Origin of the sequence: Novosphingobium rhizosphaerae, from assembly GCF_050920675.1 — a bacterium.
Classification (GTDB): domain Bacteria; phylum Pseudomonadota; class Alphaproteobacteria; order Sphingomonadales; family Sphingomonadaceae; genus Novosphingobium; species Novosphingobium rhizosphaerae.
In genome coordinates this window covers 2,778,850-2,794,061 of the sequence record NZ_CP137861.1, presented here as the reverse complement: position 1 = coordinate 2,794,061, position 15,212 = coordinate 2,778,850, and the positions used below count along the sequence as shown (strand labels likewise).

The following is a 15,212-nucleotide window of genomic DNA, read 5'->3' as shown; positions in this document are numbered from 1 at the left end:
GCCGTTTATCCCGCTGCCTTGAAGATTTCGGCCCAGGCGGCCTCGTCGATTACCTCAATGCCCAATTCGGCGGCTTTTTTCAACTTGCTGCCCGCGCCCGGCCCGGCCACGACCAGGTCGGTCTTCGGCGAAACGCTGCCTGCCGCGCGCGCGCCCAGCGCCTCGGCCTGGGCCTTGGCCTCGTCGCGGCTCATGGTTTCGAGCTTGCCGGTGAACACCACGGTCTTGCCCGCCACCGCGCTGGCGCGGGTTTCCACGATGAAATCGGGCGGGCTGACTTCGCCCAACAGATCATCCCACACCGCGATGTTGTGCGGTTCATGGAAAAAGTCGCCCAGCGCTTCGACCACAACCGGGCCAACGCCATCGATGCCGAGCAGATCGGCCTTGGCGTCTTCATCGCCGCCATGGGCTTTTTCCGCCACGGCGCGCAAGGCGGGCAGCGTGACGAAGCGCTTCATCAGGTCGCGTGCGGTCACCGCGCCCACGTGGCGGATGCCCAGGCCGAACAGCAGGCGCGCGGCATCGGGCTGCCGCTTGGCCTCGATCGCGGCGATCAGGTTGTCGACCGACTTGTCCTTCCACCCCTCGCGCCCGACGATGTCATCGCGGCGCTTGCGCAGGCGGAAGATGTCGGCGGGGCTTTCCAGCCAGCCCAGCGCAAAGAATTCTGCAATGGTCTTCTCGCCCAGGCCTTCGATATCGAGCGCAGCGCGGCTGACGAAGTGCCTGAGGCGCTCGGTCCGCTGCGCCGGGCAGACCAGCCCGCCGGTGCAGCGCACGTCCACTTCGCCTTCCTCGGCCACCGCCTCGCTGCCGCACTCCGGGCAGTGATCGGGAAACACATAGGCCGGGCGCTCGTCGTCGCGCGTCAGGTTTTCAACCACTTGCGGGATGACATCGCCAGCGCGTTGCAAAACCACGCGGTCACCCACGCGCACACCCAGCCGGCCGATCTCATCACGGTTGTGAAGCGTGACGTTGGTAACGGTCACGCCGCCTACCAGAACCGGGCGCAAGCGACCCACCGGCGTCAGCTTGCCGGTGCGGCCCACCTGGATGTCGATCGCCTCCACGGTTGTCTCGGCGCGCTCGGCAGGGAACTTGTGCGCCATGCCCCAGCGCGGCGCCTTGGCCACGAAACCCAGCCGGCGCTGCCATTCCAGGCTATCAACCTTGTATACCACGCCGTCGATATCATACGGCAAATCAGCGCGTTGCGCCTGGATGCTGCGATAATGCGCCACCATTTGCGCCACATCCTCGCACCGCGTCAGCAAGGGCGAAACCGGCACGCCCCAGGCGGCGATCTGCTGCATCATGTCCCACTGCGTCGCGGCGGGCACTTCGCTCGCCGCGCCCCAGCCGTGCGCCCAGAAGCGCAAGGGCCGACTGGCCGTCACGCTCGCGTCCTTCTGCCGCAGCGATCCGGCAGCGGCATTGCGCGGATTGGCAAAGACCTTGTCGCCCTTTTCTTCTTGCGCCGCATTGAGCGCCAGAAAATCAGCCTTGGCCATGAACACTTCGCCGCGGATCTCGAACACGGCAGGCGGCGCCACGCCCGAATCCGTGGCAAGTTCCTGCGGGATGTCGCTGATATGGGCCACGTTGGCCGTCACGTCCTCGCCCACCTGGCCATCGCCACGGGTAGCCGCACGCACCAGCTTGCCATGTTCATAGCGCAGCGAGCAGGACAGCCCGTCGATCTTGTCCTCGGCCGTCATCGTCACCGGCGCGTCGCTTGGCAGGGCGAGGAAGCGGCGCACCCGCGCGACGAATTCCTCCACCTCCTCATCGGAGAACGCGTTGTCGAGGCTCATCATCCGAACCTCGTGCGTTACCTTGCGCAAGGGCGAGGACGAAACCTCGTGCCCCACCGCGCGCGAGGGGCTGTCCGCGCGCACCAGATGGGGAAACGCCGCTTCCAGTTCGGCGTTGCGCCGCACCAGGGCATCATATTCCGCGTCGGAAATTTCCGGCGCATCTTCCGCGTGATAGCGCCGGTTGTGATAGGCAATCTGCCGCGCCAGCCGCATCAGCTCGTTGGCGGCTTCCGCCTCGTTCATCGCTGCCGGATTGCTCATCACTCGCACACTCTCGCCAAGACCGTTGCACACAGAGGGCGGCGGATACGAAATCCCAGCGTTTCGTAAAGCCGGATCGCCGCTGCATTCTCGGCATAGCTGTGGAGGAACGGCTTGTCCCCCCGTTCCAACAGGCGATCGCGCACGTGGCCGATCAGCCGCGCGGCGAGGCCCCGGCCGCGAAACTCGGGCCAGGTGGCAACACCGCTCACTTCGGCAAAACCGGGCGCCGGGCGCATCCGCTCGCCGGCCATCGCCGCCAGGCGCCCATCCAGGAAAATGCCGTAGAACTGGCCATAGCGCCAGGTGTCAGGGCCCCACGGCCCGGGCTTGGTTGCAAGGGCAAGCGCGGTCATGGCCGGCACGTCCGCCTCCCCCAGCGGCACAATGTCCGGCGCGTCGATCCGTTCGGACACGGCAAGGCGGGCATCGGCCACCATCTGCACCAGCGGCGCCACGCGGCGCACGGCAAGGCCGGATGGCGCCACCACGGCCTGCGGCTCCACCGTCCAGAGTTCATCGTCGGGCGCTGCCAACAACTTGGCCAGATGCTCCTCCGCTCCCGGCGCAGCAGCGGCAAACGGGCCATAGCCCGGATCGATCCGACACGCCGCCTCTGCGCCCGTCCAGCGGGACAGTGCCCGCTGCGGGCCGTTCAGGGCATGCCACACTGGCCGATCGAGCGGCACGAACCCGGCGCTCATGCCTGTTCCAGCAGCCGCCTTGCCTGGGCGCGCGCTTCCTTGGTCACTTCCGCGCCCGACAGCATCCGCGCGATTTCTTCCTTGCGGCCCGCCGCGTCCAGCTTGCTCACCGAGGTGCGGGTGACGGTGCCTTCGCTGGTCTTGGCGATCAGGTAATGGGCATTGCCGCGTGCAGCCACTTGCGGACTGTGCGTCACGGCCAGCAATTGCCCGCCGCGCGCCAGGCGGGCCAGCCGCTCGCCGATGGCGCTCGCCACCGCGCCGCCCACGCCCCGGTCGATTTCATCAAAGATCACGGTCGCCGCGCCGCCTTCTTCGGCCAGCGCCACTTTCAGCGCCAGGATAAAGCGCGAAAGTTCCCCGCCCGAGGCGATCTTGCCCAGCGGGGCGAAATCGCTGCCGGGGTTGGTGGAAATGAGGAATTCCACCCCGTCCATGCCTTGCGCGCTCCAGCGGTCTTCGGGCAGGCGCACCACGGCGGTGTGGAACCGCGCCGCGTCGAGGCGTAGCGGCGCCAGTTCGGCGGCCACCGCCTTGTCCAGCTTGCGCGCCGCTTCGGCCCGCTGCACCGAAAGCGCCTCTGCCTTGGCGCGATAATCGAGGCCGGCATCCATCGCCGCGCGCGCCAGACCGGCAATCTGCGCTTCGCCGCCTTCGATCGATTGCAGCGCGGCCTGCAAGGCCTCCCGCCGCGCCGGCAGATCGTCTACCGTGCAGCCGTGCTTGCGCGCGGCGGCGCGAAGATCGAACAGCCGCGTCTCGATGCGGTCGAGCAGGCCAGGATCGTGGGCCAGCGCTTCGGCGGCGGCGGCAAGCTTGTCTTCCGCCTCCCCCGCCTCGATCACCGCGCGGTCCAGCGCCTCGAGCGCTTCGGCCAGCAGGGGATGCTCGCCGGCGATGCGGTCCAACCGCCGCGCCGCGCTGCGCAGTTGCACCAGCGGCGCGTCAGAGCCCTGCCACAAGTGCTGCAATTCGTTGAGATCGCCGGAAAGCTTCTCGCCCTTCTGCATCGTCGCGCGTTGCAGGGCGAGTTCCTCCTCTTCGCCCGCCACGGGCTCCAAGGCATCGAGCTCGGCCAGGTGCGCCTCGATCAGGTCCTGCTCGGCCGCCGCGCTGGCGAGTTGCGCGCGCGCCTGGGCCAGGGCCTGCTCGGCCGCGCGCCAGGTTTCCCACGCCCGCGCCACCGCCGCGTTATCGGCCCGGGCATAGCGATCGAGCAGCATGCGGTGCCCGCGCGCATTGACCAGGCCGCGATCGTCATGCTGCCCGTGCAGTTCCACCAGGAACCGCGCCAGTTCGCGCAGCAGCGCCACTCCCACGGGTTGATCGTTGACATAGGCACGGCTGCCGCCATCGGCGCGCAGGCGGCGGCGCAGCAGCAGCGGCTCGCCCGGCTCCCAATCGATCGCGGCCTCGGCCAGCACAGCTTCCACCTCACCGGGGCGTTGGGCAAATTCGAACGTGGCCGTCACGCTCGCCACGTCTTCTCCGGCGCGAACCAGCCCACTATCGGCGCGATCACCCAGAACCAGGCCCAGCGAATCCAGCAGGATCGATTTACCGGCGCCGGTTTCCCCGGTCAAAACGCCCAAACCGCCCGGAAACGCGAGGTCCAGTGCCTCGATCAGGACGACATTGCGGATGGAAAGCCCGGTCAGCATCCCTTGTTCCTAGCGTGTTGCAACGCCCTCGTCACGCCCTTGCGTTCCCGTCTTGTTTCACATCGGTGACACGGTGTCGCCTCGCCGCAATGTGACGGCCGTATGGGATTCGCAAGACAACGGCAGCATATGAAGGGAATGGGTCATGGATCGCCCAACCGACCGTAGCTTTGCCCCTCTTGGCGAATGGATCAAGGGTGCCCCCGATTGGCTGGACAAGCCCGAACCGCGGGGCTTCCGGCCCAAGCGGCGCGTGCGCACCGTGTGGATTTCCGATCTCCACCTCGGCACGCGCGGTTGCAACGCCGACATGCTGCTCGATTTCCTCTCGGCGATCGAATGCGAAACGCTCTATCTTGTGGGCGATATCGTCGATGGCTGGCGCCTGTCGCGCGGGTGGTACTGGCCCGATGCCCACAACGAAGTGGTGCGCCGCGTGCTCAAGATGGCCCACCGCGGCACGCGCGTGGTGCTCATCGCGGGCAACCATGACGAGATGCTGCGCCCTTATGCCGGCATGACCTTCGGCGGCGTGGAACTTGCGCTCGATACCATCCATCGCACGGCCGATGGGCGCCGCCTGCTGGTCACGCATGGCGACGGGTTCGATGGCGTGGTGCTCTATGCCCGCTGGCTCGCGTTCCTGGGCGATGCCGCCTATGCCGTGCTGCTGCGCGCCAACCGCTGGGTCAACCTGGTGCGCCGGCAGTTCAAGCTGCCCTACTGGTCGCTCTCGGCCTACATGAAAAAGCGCGTGAAGAACGCCGTGCAATTCATTTGCGACTTTGAAGAAGCCGTGGCCCACGCCGCGCGCGACATGGGCGTGGACGGGGTGGTGTGCGGCCACATCCACTGCGCCGAAATCCGCCAGATCGGCGATGTCACCTATTACAACGATGGTGACTGGGTGGAAAGCTGCACCGCGCTGGTGGAAGATTTCACCGGCGCCATGAGCATCGTCGACTGGGCCGAGGAACTGCGCAAGCAGGCGCCGTTCACCCCGGCAACCACGCTCGAACTGCCCAGCCCGGCCGAAGCGGAAACCGTCTGATGCGCATTGCCCTGGCGACGGACGCCTGGACCCCGCAGGTCAACGGCGTGGTGCGCACGCTCACCACCACGGTCGGCCATCTGCGCGCGCGGGGGCATGTGGTGGAATTGCTCACGCCCCAGCAGTTCCGCACATGCGCCCTGCCCGGTTATGGTGAAATTCGTCTGGCCATGGCGCCGCGGTTCGGCACGCGGCGCACACTGCGCGATTTTGCCCCCGATATCGTCCATATCGCCACCGAAGGCCCGATCGGCTGGGCCGCACGCAGCTGGTGCAAGGCCTCGGGCGTGCCGTTCACCAGCGCGTTCCACACCCGCTTTCCCGATTATGCCGCCATGCGCACGGGCCTGAGCCCCGATGTGTTCTGGCCGGTGATGCGCCGCTTTCACGCGCAAAGCGCCGCCGTGCTGGTTTCCACTCCCAGCCTGGCACGCGAACTGGCCGGGCACGGCATTCACCAGACCCGGCTATGGTCGCGCGGGATCGACGCCGATCTGTTCAATCCCGGTCACGGCCCGCTGCCCGAGATCGCGGCGCTTCCCGGCCCGATCCTGCTCTATGTCGGCCGGGTGGCGGTGGAAAAAAACCTGGGCGCCTTCCTCGATTGTGCGGTTCCCGGCAGCAAGGTCGTGGTGGGCGATGGGCCAGATCTGGCCATGCTCAAGGCCCGCTATCCCCACGCGCATTTCACCGGCGCACTGTCTGGCACGGCGCTGGCGCAAGCCTATCGCGCCGCCGATTGCTTCGTGTTCCCCAGCCGCACCGATACCTTTGGCCTGGTGATGATCGAAGCGATGGCCTGCGGCGTTCCCGTCGCGGCCTTTCCCGTCGCCGGCCCGCTCGACGTGGTGGGCGCGGCGGGCCTTGGCGCGCAAGGCAACCTGCTCCGCCCGATCGGCGCCTGCAATGAAGACTTGGGGCAAGCGATTGCCACGGCGCTCGCCTGCCGCCGCGAAGATGCCGCCGGCTATGGCGCCAGCTATTCCTGGGAAGCGGCCACCGACCAGTTCGAAGCGGCGCTCGCCACGGCCGTGGAACAGATCGCCCAGGCCGCCTGACGGCGCAAGATCCTCCCTGTCGCAAAGCGATGGGGAGGCGGCGGGCGGCAGGCCCGACGGAGGCGCCGTCCCGCCCCATGGTGCACTGCAACCAATTGCGGCCTGACGCATTTGCCCGGAACGCCCCCACCGCACGGAGCCTTCCATGTCGCAGCGCACTCTGATCCAGTTCTTCCATTGGTACCTGCCCGAGGGCCGCTTGTGGGACGACACCGCCGCCGCCGCACCAGGCCTGGCGGAAATGGGCGTGACCGACGTGTGGCTGCCGCCCGCCACCAAAGGCGCCAGCGGCGCGATGTCGGTCGGCTATGACACCTACGACTTGTTCGACCTGGGCGAGTTCGACCAGAAGGGCACCGTCCCCACCAAGTATGGCACGCGCGCCGCGCTGGAGACGGCCTGCGCCGCGCTGCGCGACCATGGCCTGCGCGTGATCCACGATGTGGTGTTCGATCACAAGATGGGCGCGGACGAGACCGAGCGGGTGCAAGTGCGCCGCGCCAATCCGGAGAACCGCACCGAGATCGAGGACGAAGCCTTCGATGCCACCACCCACACCCGCTTCACCTTCCCCGGCCGCGCCGGCGCGCATTCGCGCTTTGTATGGGACCACAAGTGCTTTTCGGGCGTGGATCGCATCGAAGACCCGGAAGAAGACGGCGTGTTCCGCCTCGTCAACCAGTATGGCGACGGCGAATGGAACGAAGAGGTGGACGACGAACTCGGCAACTTCGATTTCCTGATGGGCGCCGACGTGGAGTTCCGCAACCGCGCGGTCTACGAGGAATTGAAGTTCTGGGGCCGCTGGCTGGCCGAGCAGGTGCCGGTGGACGGCTTTCGCCTGGATGCGGCCAAGCACATTCCCGCCTGGTTCTTCCTCGATTGGGTGGGCCATTGCCGTGACAGCATCAGCCCCGATCTGTTCGTGGTGGCCGAATACTGGCACCCGGATCGCGATGCGCTGGCCACCTATCTGGAACGCACCGATCACCAGCTTTCGCTGTTCGACGCCGCGCTCGTCCACCGTTTCCACGATGCCGCGCGCGCAGGCGCCGATTACGACTTGCGCACGATCTTTGATGGCACGCTGGTGCAAAGCCAGCCCGACCACGCCGTCACCCTGGTGGCCAACCATGATACCCAGCCGCTCCAGGCGCTCGAAGCGCCGGTGGAAGACTGGTTCAAGCCGCTCGCCTATGCGCTGATCCTGCTGCGCGAGGGCGGCGTGCCCTGCCTGTTCCACCCCGATCTCTACGGCGCGAGCTATGCCGATACGGGCAACGACGGGCAGACGCACGACATCACGCTGGCCCCCGTGGCGTGCCTTGCCAAGCTGACGCAGGCGCGCCAGCGATTTGCCCACGGGCCGCAGACCGACTTGTTCGCCAGCGCCACCTGCATCGGCTTCATCCGCCATGGCACGGCCGAGGCACCGGGGTGCGTGACGATCCTGAGCAACGGCGAGCCGGCCTCGCTCTCGGCCGAGCTCGGCCCCGACCACGCTGGCGCCTCCTTCGTCGATTGGCTCGGCCACTGTGAAGGCGAATGCGTGGCAGACGAGGCCGGGCGGCTCGAGGTGCGTTGCGAGGGTGGTAGCGTCAGCGTGTGGGTCAACAAGGCCGCACTGTGACGCGGAATTGTTACCGAATGTTCCAAATCGGCTAATCGAAATTGGCAAGGGACTGCCCGCCGCCACTTGTTGCCAATCTGCAACACGCTGGCGGCGGAAGTTTCTGGCAGCGGCACGATTTGGAACCTCATTTTCCCAGCGATGTTCAGCAGGTGGGACAGCATCATGGGGAATATCATGACTATCAAATCACTTACCGCAATCGCTATCGCCGCAGCCGGTCTACTGGCTCAGCCCGCTTTCGCCCAGGACGACACCGCAGCGCCCTCCAACGGGACGACATTCCGTGGCATTCGTGTCGAAGGAAACGCGGGTGGGGACCGTTTCCAGTCGGAAGGTAACCATAACGACAAGTTCGGCTATGGCGCCACGGTCGGTTTCGACGGCACCTATGGCCAGCACATCCTGGTCGGCGCCGAGGGCAGCTACTGGCGCGCCAACAACTGGAACGAAAACTGCACCGGCCTCGCCGATGGCAACAGCATCTGCCACAAGTCGTTCGAGGAATGGGGCGCCGCCGTGCGCGCCGGCTATATCACTTCGTCGGGCGTGCTGTTCTTCGGCAAGGCCGGCTATGTGAACGGCGAACAGCGCAAGCGGATCGACGATCCTTCGGGCACGCAGCTGGTCTACGATCACTATCGCGCCGATGGCTACCAAGTGGGTGGCGGCATGGAATTCTCGCCCACGCACAGCCCGCTCTACATGAACGTGCAGTACGTCTATTCCAACTATCATGGCCATTCGTCGCGCCAGCGCGTGATGGCTGGCGTGGGCGTGCGCTTCAAGTAAGCGCAGCCAACGCGGCACGATCTGCGGGGTGGCGCGGCAACGCGGCCACCCCGCTTTGCATTTTCTGTCCTTAAACCAATATGTTCCTTCGCCTTGGCTTACGCTCGGAATATTTCGTCGTTGCGCGCGTGAACCAACCGGCGGTTCGGTCGTTGCGCAGGCATTGTTGCTGGATTGTAACCACCGGAAGGACACCATCATGCGCCGATTTTCCACCAAGATTGCCTTTGCGCCCGCGCTCGTCGCCGCGCTCAGCCTCAGCGCGCTCGATGCTGCACCGGCTTTTGCGCGCCATCATTATCATTCGCGCGCGCACTACCGCTGGTGCCGCCATTCCAGCGGCACGACCGGCCTGATTGCTGGCGGTGCGGGCGGCGCGCTGCTCGGCCATGCCTTGATCGGCGGCCCCGTGGGCATCGCGGCCGGTGCCGTGGGCGGCGCGTTGGGTGGCCGGGCCATCGATCGCACGATGACCGCCAAGAAGCGCTGCCGCTAAGGCCGGCTGCCGTCGTCTTTGCGACATTGCCGATGGCAGGCCTGTCTGCAAAGGCGCGCGGCAATCGCATTGCGGCTGCCAGCGTTGCGGCAGGCCTGGAGATCCTCCTGGCCTTGCTCTTGCTGTTTGGCCTCGCCCCGCCCCACGGCGCGGGCGAGGCCATGCGCAACGGAATTACCGCGATAACACTGTCGCACCCGCCAGCGGCCATCGCCAGCAAACCGCCGCCACCGCAGCCGCACCACCCACACGCCACCGGCAAGGCCGCACCCGCCGCCCTGCGCGCCCAGGCCGCTCCGGTTTTTGCTGCGGTCACGCCTTGGGCCAAGCCGCCGCCCATTCCCGTCGCGCCGCAAGTTGCCCTGGGGCTCGCGTCCCATAGCGGCGCCGCGCTCGTACCCGGACCGGGCAATGGGGCGGGCGGCCAGGGCAATGGCACGGGTTCGGGCACCAGCGGCACCGGTGATGGCGACGGCGGTAGCGATCCCGAATGGACCGGCGGCAAGATCAAATCGTCCGATTACCCGCCGGCCGCGCGCGCCGCCCAGGCCCAGGGCACCACCTCGGTTACCATTTCCGTGACGGCACAAGGCCGCCCCAGCGCTTGCCGCGTCACCCAATCCAGCCGCAACCCGGCGCTGGACGCCACCACATGCGACCTGGCGATGAAGCGCTTCCGCTTCCGCCCGGCGCGCGACGCATCGGGCCGCGCGGTCGCAGGCGAAGTGGATTACGACCAGGAATGGACGATGGGCATCCTCTCTGACGCGCCATAGCGCCGATCGGCTTGGCCCAGCCGCCATCGGCAATTTGAAGTTGGAAATATTTTTGGCGCAGGCCCGAAATTCCCCGGCAATCCCGGTAAAATCGTTGTGCAGAAAATCGATAAATTGGCCCGAAAAATCTGGAGCCCATGGGCTGGAACCAGAATTGTCTTTCAATTTTTCTACAACGTGTTATTAGAGTTTTGCTTACGTCGCATGCGACGGATAATCGGCAGCTTTATGCCACCCCTTTATCCTTTTCTAGCACTATTGAAGCCGGGATGCGCTGCGTTTGGCGCATGCCCGTCATACCTGGGATAAAGGACTATCCATATGACCACCGGAACCGTGAAATTCTTCAACGTCGACAAGGGCTACGGCTTCATCGCGCCCAATGGCGGCGGTAACGATGCGTTCGTGCATATCTCGGCCGTCGAACGCGCCGGAATGCAGACCCTCGAAAAGGACCAGGCCGTTTCCTATGACCTGGAAACCGACCAGCGCGGCAAGACCTCGGCCGTGAACCTTCAGCCGGCGTGATGGATGCGAGGCGGTGCGGCCAACCGGTCGCATCGCCCCACCCTCGCGTTGAACAAGCTGGAGCCTAGACATGACTGATCCGAAAAATCGCCCGTTCCTGATCAACAAGGATGACGAGGGCCATTTCCGGCTGACCGTGCGCACCACGCGCTACAATTCGCAGGGCTACCCCGTGGTCACGGCGTCGCTTCAGGACGAAGTGTTCCAGACCATGGCGAAGGCTCGCCTGTTTGCGCGGGAAAACTTCAACGCGCAGCCGGGCGAATACGCGTCGAAATAGCCGTTACCGCATCCGCGCGAACGCGGTTGCGCACATCCACGGCCAACGTGTGACGAACCGCTTGGCAAACCCGATCGTTTCGATTGCCAAGCGTGATGTGCCCGCGCCCCCGAGCCGAAAGGAAGACCATGGCCAAGAGCCAGAAGAAATCGAACAAGGAAATCCGCAAGCCCAAGGCCGCCAAGCCGCCTAAGCTGAACGCTTCCAACCATGCCACCAAGCCTGCGCCGGTCGGGATCGTCACGATCAAGACCTGACGGCAGCCCGCACCGGCCCGGCCGCACGCCGGCGAATGCCTGCATTCGCCCGCGACGGGCACGTGCCGTGCAGGCATTTTCTATCGCAAGCTTGTTGCTGGCAATTCCCCATTTCCGGGCGATGGCACGATGCGCCAGGCTCGCGATCACGTGGAGGACACGCCATTGATGAACGCGCTTCCCAACCTGACCGATCAGCAGTTGCTCGAGGCACACGAAGCCTCCGACATTTCGGCGATCAACGGCATCGTCAGCCTCGCCAATATCCTGCGCGGCCGCAACATCCTGAGCGACGCCGAAGCCTCGGCACTCTACGAAAGCATGAGCCTGCCGCTGGGCATGGCCAAGTATGCCGACAATCCTTCCGTGCAGGACATCCAGCTCAACCTGGACCGGCTTTTCGCGATGGTCGTCGATCCTGGCTGAAAGCTGGCCTCGTCCGAGCAAGCGCCCTGGCCGGCACACTTGCGGACATTGCCAGTGCGCCGGCTCAAGCTAATCTGATGCGATGATCGAGTTTGAGCTTCATGCCACTGCCTGGAAATCGTCAGGCGATTTTTATAAAGCGTTACTGGCGACGCTCGGAGCGCCGGATTGGCATGGACACAACCTTGACGCCTTAGGCGACAGCATTTTCACTGGCGACATCAACAAGGTTAGCCCGCCTTTCCGGATTATTGTCCATAAGACCAGCACCCTACCAGGTGACCTAAGGGCGACCTTGCTGATGGCGGCTCAAATGTTCGAGGAAGGTCGCAGGGCGTCGGGAGGCGAGGCCTACTTGGAGCTTCGTCCTTAAACTTCCGCTCTCCACCAAAACCAGCCTTCACAAAAAAGGGCGCCTGATCAAGGCGCCCTTTTGGCATGTCGTCTCTGCGTCCGAAAAATCACGCCGCGGTGATATCGTCACCCTTGGCGTTCATCAGCTTGAACGCACGCTTGTACCATTCGCTGCCGGGGTAGTTGGTGCCCAGCACGGCGGCGGCCTTTTGCGCTTCGTCGCGCACGCCCAGCGCCAGGTAGCATTCGACCAGGCGGAACAGCGCCTCGGGCGTGTGGCTGGTGGTCTGGTACTTGTCGATCACCACGCGGAAGCGCAGCGTGCCGGCCAGCCACTTGCCGCTCTTTTCATAGAAGCGGCCCACTTCCATTTCCTTGCCGGCCAGGTGGTCGTTCACCAGGTCGAGCTTGAGGCGGGCGTCCGTGGCATACTGCGTGTTGGGATAGCGGCGGATCACTTCGGTCAGCGCGGTCAGCGCCTGCTGGGTGATCTTCTGGTCGCGCGTAACGTCGCTGATCTGCTCGTAATAGCACAGCGCCACCAGGTAATAGGCATAGGGCGCGTCCTTGTTGCCGGGGTGGATCGACAGGAAGCGCTGCGCGGTCTGCACCGACTTGGCATAGTCGCGCGCCACGTAATAGCTGAAGGCGCCCATCAGCTGCGCCCGGCGCGCCCAGGGCGAATAGGGATGCTGGCGCTCCACTTCGTCGAACAGCGCGGCCGCCTGCTTGGCATCGCCACGGTCCAGGCGGTCCTTGGCGGTCATGTACAGCGTGTCCACGTCGCGCGCGACATAGGCCACGTCCTTCTTGGCCTTGTTGCCGCCCGCGCAGCCTGCGGTCAGGCCAATGGCAACGGTTGCGGCGGCAAGAACGGCGATGCGCAGCGGGCTGCGGCCAGAAGCAAGAAGGGTCATGGGCCGTCCTATAGCCAGCGGCTTGGCCCACGCCAAGCGAAGGTTGAAGCCACACGCAAAAGTTGCGGTTGATTGCGTTTTTGGGTGCATCCGGGGCCTAAGATGCGATCCGCTCGCGCGGATTCACGCCTCTGCCGCCTCGTCGAACGGGGGCACCAGCGTGATCCCATCGGCCAGCGTCACCTTGTCGAGCATGTCGGCCATTTCGTCACGCAGCCGGATCATCAGCCCGCGCAGGCGGCATTCCGCCTCGGGCAGGCAATTGGCGCAGTGTTCGTGCGCGTTGCGGCTGGCACAGGGCACCAAGGCCAGGCTGCCACGGGTCAGGCGGATGATATCGCCATAGCGGATATCCACCGGGGGCAGCGCCAGCTCATAGCCGCCGTCGCGCCCGCGCTGGGAAATCACCACGCCTTCGCGGGCCATTTCCGAAAGGATCACCGTAAGGAACTTGCGCGGGATGTTCTGCGCCTCGGCAATCGCGTCGAGCCGCACCGGCCCTTGTCCAAACGTGTCGGACAGATGTTGCAGGGCACGGATCGTATAACGCGTTTTTTGCGAGAGCATGTGAAATACAAAAAGACGGTTGGCCGCGAATGTCAACGCCACAACTTGAATATCCCGGTGCAGCATCGCTTTTGCAGCCATGCTGCACCGGGAAAACGCCATTTACGGCTTGATGCGCTGCTCCACGAAATCGAGACGCGCGCGATAGGGGTCTTCCACTTGTGCCGCGCCCGATGCATCGATCACGTGCACCGTGGTGTCGGTGGGCGTCACTTGCGGCCAGGGCGAAAGGCCGGGCAGCCCATCGGGGCGCCCGGTCTTGGCAAAGGCCACCCACAGCTTGTGCGTGAGCGTCGCCACCGGCTGTTCGGCAGGAATGGCAGTGGGCTCCTTGCGCCCGACCAGGCTGTCGAACACATAAGGCAGTTCCGAGGCATGCGGCGCACCGCCCATCGCCGCCAGCGGCGCCGGATGCGCATAGGCAAAGCGATAGAGCCACACCGGTTGGCGCGGCGCCAGCAGCCGCGCCACGGCGCGCGCGGGCTCGATGAACATGCTGTCGGCACTGGTCATCGTCCCCACCACCAGGCCGGTGGCGGTGCCTTGCGGATCATAAAGCGCGCGCGCCTTGTCCGCATCGGCACCATAGCTGGCAAAGATCGCCGCCTTGTCGGTCGTCCTCGGGAAACCATCAGCCGAATTGGACCCGATCAACACCGGCACCGGCGCGTCGAGCCCCGCGGCGGCCGCATCGTTGGACGCGCCCACGATCGTCTGCCCATCCACCATCGGCCCGGAATAACCGGTCTGCGCCATGGTCATCATGCTCAGGTTTCCGGTCACCTTCGCTTCGGGCAAGGCGCGCAGGGCCGCCGCATCAAGGCCGGGGGCAAAGTCGGCGCCGATCTTTGCTGCGCGCGCGATGGTCGGCATCGGCAGCGTGCCATCACGCCCGCCGCCCGATTCGATGATGGCACGGGCAAACAGGCCACGCGCCAGCGGCGATTGCAGCAGCATGTGCATGCTCATGCCACCGGCGCTTTCGCCAAACACGGTCACGTTGGCCGGATCGCCGCCGAACGCGGCCACATTGGCCTGCACCCACTTGAGCGCGGCGATCTGGTCCAGAAAGCCGAAGTTGCCACCCAGCCCTTCGGCCTTGAGCGCAGGATGGGCAAAGAACCCGAACCGGCCCAGCCGATAGTTGAGGCTGACCAGCACCACCCCGTCGCGGGCAAAGGCCGCGCCGGAATAGACCGCCGGCGAAGTGCCGCCGTTGACGAAGCCGCCACCGTGCACCCACACCATCACCGGCAGGCGGGCGTTTGCCGCGGCGCCGGCAGGCTTCCACACGTTGAGATAGAGACAATCTTCGGCCGGCTGCGTCCGGATCGGCGCAGCATCGGGCGGGAACGGCGCCTGGGCGCAATCATGGCCATATTGCGTGGCATCGCGCGGGGTGCTCCACGCCGGCGCCGGTTGCGGCGCGCGCCAGCGCAAGTCGCCCACCGGCGGCGCGGCATAGGGAATGCCCTTGAAGCTCGCCACGGTACCCTCCACCGCGCCCACCAGCGCGCCCTGCGCCACCGTGACGGTGGGCGCGGCGGCTGGCGTGGGCGCCGGCTTGGCCAGCGCGGAAAGCGGCAGCGCCAGGGCGCCGGCCATCAGCAAGATCTTGTGCATGTTCATCG

Annotated in this window: 17 protein-coding genes; 11 read left to right on the top strand and 6 right to left on the bottom strand. The window is 65.8% G+C overall.

Annotated features, from left to right (window positions below):
* Nucleotides 1–5: 5 nt before the first annotated feature.
* Genes ligA through recN form a run of 3 tightly spaced genes read right to left on the bottom strand, consistent with a single transcriptional unit; the run spans nt 6 to nt 4,449 of the window.
* Entirely contained in the window at nt 6–2,084 is a 2,079-nt protein-coding gene (ligA, locus tag R9J51_RS12765; RefSeq protein ID WP_179504653.1) for an NAD-dependent DNA ligase LigA, read from the bottom strand.
* Nucleotides 2,084–2,788: a GNAT family N-acetyltransferase gene (locus R9J51_RS12760; protein WP_179504652.1), complete on the bottom strand. Its 705-nt coding sequence runs from the start codon at nt 2,786–2,788 to the stop codon at nt 2,084–2,086. The genes ligA and R9J51_RS12760 overlap by 1 nt, the downstream gene beginning before the upstream one ends.
* The gene (gene recN / locus R9J51_RS12755) at nt 2,785–4,449 is read right to left on the bottom strand and encodes a DNA repair protein RecN (RefSeq protein ID WP_179504651.1); all 1,665 of its coding nucleotides are present in this window, start codon (nt 4,447–4,449) and stop codon (nt 2,785–2,787) included. The genes R9J51_RS12760 and recN overlap by 4 nt, the downstream gene beginning before the upstream one ends.
* Nucleotides 4,450–4,594: 145 nt before the next feature.
* Here recN and R9J51_RS12750 point away from each other — a divergent pair, with 145 nt between their 5' ends.
* The 11 genes from R9J51_RS12750 to R9J51_RS12700 all read left to right on the top strand — a co-directional run bounded on the left by R9J51_RS12750 (nt 4,595) and on the right by R9J51_RS12700 (nt 12,116).
* The gene (locus tag R9J51_RS12750) at nt 4,595–5,500 is read left to right on the top strand and encodes a UDP-2,3-diacylglucosamine diphosphatase (RefSeq protein ID WP_432787447.1); all 906 of its coding nucleotides are present in this window, start codon (nt 4,595–4,597) and stop codon (nt 5,498–5,500) included.
* Nucleotides 5,500–6,558, top strand: coding sequence for a glycosyltransferase family 4 protein (locus R9J51_RS12745; RefSeq protein ID WP_179504650.1), 1,059 nt, complete (start codon nt 5,500–5,502; stop codon nt 6,556–6,558). Before R9J51_RS12750 ends, R9J51_RS12745 begins: the two co-directional genes overlap by 1 nt.
* A gap of 145 nt (nt 6,559–6,703) precedes the next feature.
* The gene (gene amyA, locus R9J51_RS12740; RefSeq protein ID WP_179504649.1) at nt 6,704–8,188 is read left to right on the top strand and encodes an alpha-amylase; all 1,485 of its coding nucleotides are present in this window, start codon (nt 6,704–6,706) and stop codon (nt 8,186–8,188) included.
* 177 nt (nt 8,189–8,365) lie between these two features.
* Nucleotides 8,366–8,980, top strand: coding sequence for an outer membrane protein (locus tag R9J51_RS12735; RefSeq protein WP_169474356.1), 615 nt, complete (start codon nt 8,366–8,368; stop codon nt 8,978–8,980).
* Nucleotides 8,981–9,179: 199 nt separating this feature from the next.
* A complete protein-coding gene (locus R9J51_RS12730; protein ID WP_169474355.1) occupies nt 9,180–9,476 on the top strand; it encodes a hypothetical protein in 297 nt (98 codons plus the stop codon).
* A 32-nt stretch (nt 9,477–9,508) separates the two neighbouring features.
* Complete coding sequence (locus R9J51_RS12725; protein ID WP_179504648.1) at nt 9,509–10,252, top strand: energy transducer TonB family protein; 744 nt, start codon at nt 9,509–9,511, stop codon at nt 10,250–10,252.
* 321 nt (nt 10,253–10,573) lie between these two features.
* On the top strand, nt 10,574–10,780 hold the full coding sequence (locus R9J51_RS12720) for a cold-shock protein (RefSeq protein ID WP_168554794.1): 207 nt from the start codon (nt 10,574–10,576) through the stop codon (nt 10,778–10,780).
* A 70-nt stretch (nt 10,781–10,850) separates the two neighbouring features.
* Nucleotides 10,851–11,060 (top strand): hypothetical protein, encoded by a 210-nt coding sequence (locus R9J51_RS12715; protein ID WP_168554793.1) that lies wholly within the window; start codon nt 10,851–10,853, stop codon nt 11,058–11,060.
* A gap of 128 nt (nt 11,061–11,188) precedes the next feature.
* Entirely contained in the window at nt 11,189–11,317 is a 129-nt protein-coding gene (locus tag R9J51_RS12710) for a hypothetical protein (protein ID WP_282435860.1), read from the top strand.
* Between the two features lie 168 nt (nt 11,318–11,485).
* Nucleotides 11,486–11,743 carry a hypothetical protein gene (locus R9J51_RS12705; RefSeq protein ID WP_169474353.1) on the top strand — a complete coding sequence of 86 codons (258 nt, stop codon included), beginning with the start codon at nt 11,486–11,488 and terminating at the stop codon, nt 11,741–11,743.
* Between the two features lie 82 nt (nt 11,744–11,825).
* A complete protein-coding gene (locus R9J51_RS12700; RefSeq protein WP_179504647.1) occupies nt 11,826–12,116 on the top strand; it encodes a barstar family protein in 291 nt (96 codons plus the stop codon).
* An 88-nt stretch (nt 12,117–12,204) separates the two neighbouring features.
* Here R9J51_RS12700 and R9J51_RS12695 read toward each other — a convergent pair whose 3' ends face one another.
* From R9J51_RS12695 to R9J51_RS12685, 3 genes are all read right to left on the bottom strand, one after another.
* Nucleotides 12,205–13,014 (bottom strand): outer membrane protein assembly factor BamD, encoded by an 810-nt coding sequence (locus R9J51_RS12695; protein ID WP_169474351.1) that lies wholly within the window; start codon nt 13,012–13,014, stop codon nt 12,205–12,207.
* A 123-nt stretch (nt 13,015–13,137) separates the two neighbouring features.
* Nucleotides 13,138–13,581, bottom strand: a complete 444-nt coding sequence (locus tag R9J51_RS12690; RefSeq protein WP_168554790.1) for an RrF2 family transcriptional regulator — start codon at nt 13,579–13,581, stop codon at nt 13,138–13,140.
* Between the two features lie 102 nt (nt 13,582–13,683).
* A complete protein-coding gene (locus R9J51_RS12685) occupies nt 13,684–15,210 on the bottom strand; it encodes a carboxylesterase/lipase family protein (protein ID WP_432787445.1) in 1,527 nt (508 codons plus the stop codon).
* Nucleotides 15,211–15,212: the final 2 nt, after the last annotated feature.

What these genes read in the sequence shown, in the direction of transcription:
- ligA (WP_179504653.1), bottom strand. Translation starts at nt 2,084, where the DNA reads ATGAGCAATCCGGCAGCGATGAACGAGGCGGAAGCCGCCAACGAGCTG.
- R9J51_RS12760 (WP_179504652.1), bottom strand. Translation starts at nt 2,788, where the DNA reads ATGAGCGCCGGGTTCGTGCCGCTCGATCGGCCAGTGTGGCATGCCCTG.
- recN (WP_179504651.1), bottom strand. Translation starts at nt 4,449, where the DNA reads ATGCTGACCGGGCTTTCCATCCGCAATGTCGTCCTGATCGAGGCACTG.
- R9J51_RS12750 (WP_432787447.1), top strand. Translation starts at nt 4,595, where the DNA reads ATGGATCGCCCAACCGACCGTAGCTTTGCCCCTCTTGGCGAATGGATC.
- R9J51_RS12745 (WP_179504650.1), top strand. Translation starts at nt 5,500, where the DNA reads ATGCGCATTGCCCTGGCGACGGACGCCTGGACCCCGCAGGTCAACGGC.
- amyA (WP_179504649.1), top strand. Translation starts at nt 6,704, where the DNA reads ATGTCGCAGCGCACTCTGATCCAGTTCTTCCATTGGTACCTGCCCGAG.
- R9J51_RS12735 (WP_169474356.1), top strand. Translation starts at nt 8,366, where the DNA reads ATGACTATCAAATCACTTACCGCAATCGCTATCGCCGCAGCCGGTCTA.
- R9J51_RS12730 (WP_169474355.1), top strand. Translation starts at nt 9,180, where the DNA reads ATGCGCCGATTTTCCACCAAGATTGCCTTTGCGCCCGCGCTCGTCGCC.
- R9J51_RS12725 (WP_179504648.1), top strand. Translation starts at nt 9,509, where the DNA reads ATGGCAGGCCTGTCTGCAAAGGCGCGCGGCAATCGCATTGCGGCTGCC.
- R9J51_RS12720 (WP_168554794.1), top strand. Translation starts at nt 10,574, where the DNA reads ATGACCACCGGAACCGTGAAATTCTTCAACGTCGACAAGGGCTACGGC.
- R9J51_RS12715 (WP_168554793.1), top strand. Translation starts at nt 10,851, where the DNA reads ATGACTGATCCGAAAAATCGCCCGTTCCTGATCAACAAGGATGACGAG.
- R9J51_RS12710 (WP_282435860.1), top strand. Translation starts at nt 11,189, where the DNA reads ATGGCCAAGAGCCAGAAGAAATCGAACAAGGAAATCCGCAAGCCCAAG.
- R9J51_RS12705 (WP_169474353.1), top strand. Translation starts at nt 11,486, where the DNA reads ATGAACGCGCTTCCCAACCTGACCGATCAGCAGTTGCTCGAGGCACAC.
- R9J51_RS12700 (WP_179504647.1), top strand. Translation starts at nt 11,826, where the DNA reads ATGATCGAGTTTGAGCTTCATGCCACTGCCTGGAAATCGTCAGGCGAT.
- R9J51_RS12695 (WP_169474351.1), bottom strand. Translation starts at nt 13,014, where the DNA reads ATGACCCTTCTTGCTTCTGGCCGCAGCCCGCTGCGCATCGCCGTTCTT.
- R9J51_RS12690 (WP_168554790.1), bottom strand. Translation starts at nt 13,581, where the DNA reads ATGCTCTCGCAAAAAACGCGTTATACGATCCGTGCCCTGCAACATCTG.
- R9J51_RS12685 (WP_432787445.1), bottom strand. Translation starts at nt 15,210, where the DNA reads ATGAACATGCACAAGATCTTGCTGATGGCCGGCGCCCTGGCGCTGCCG.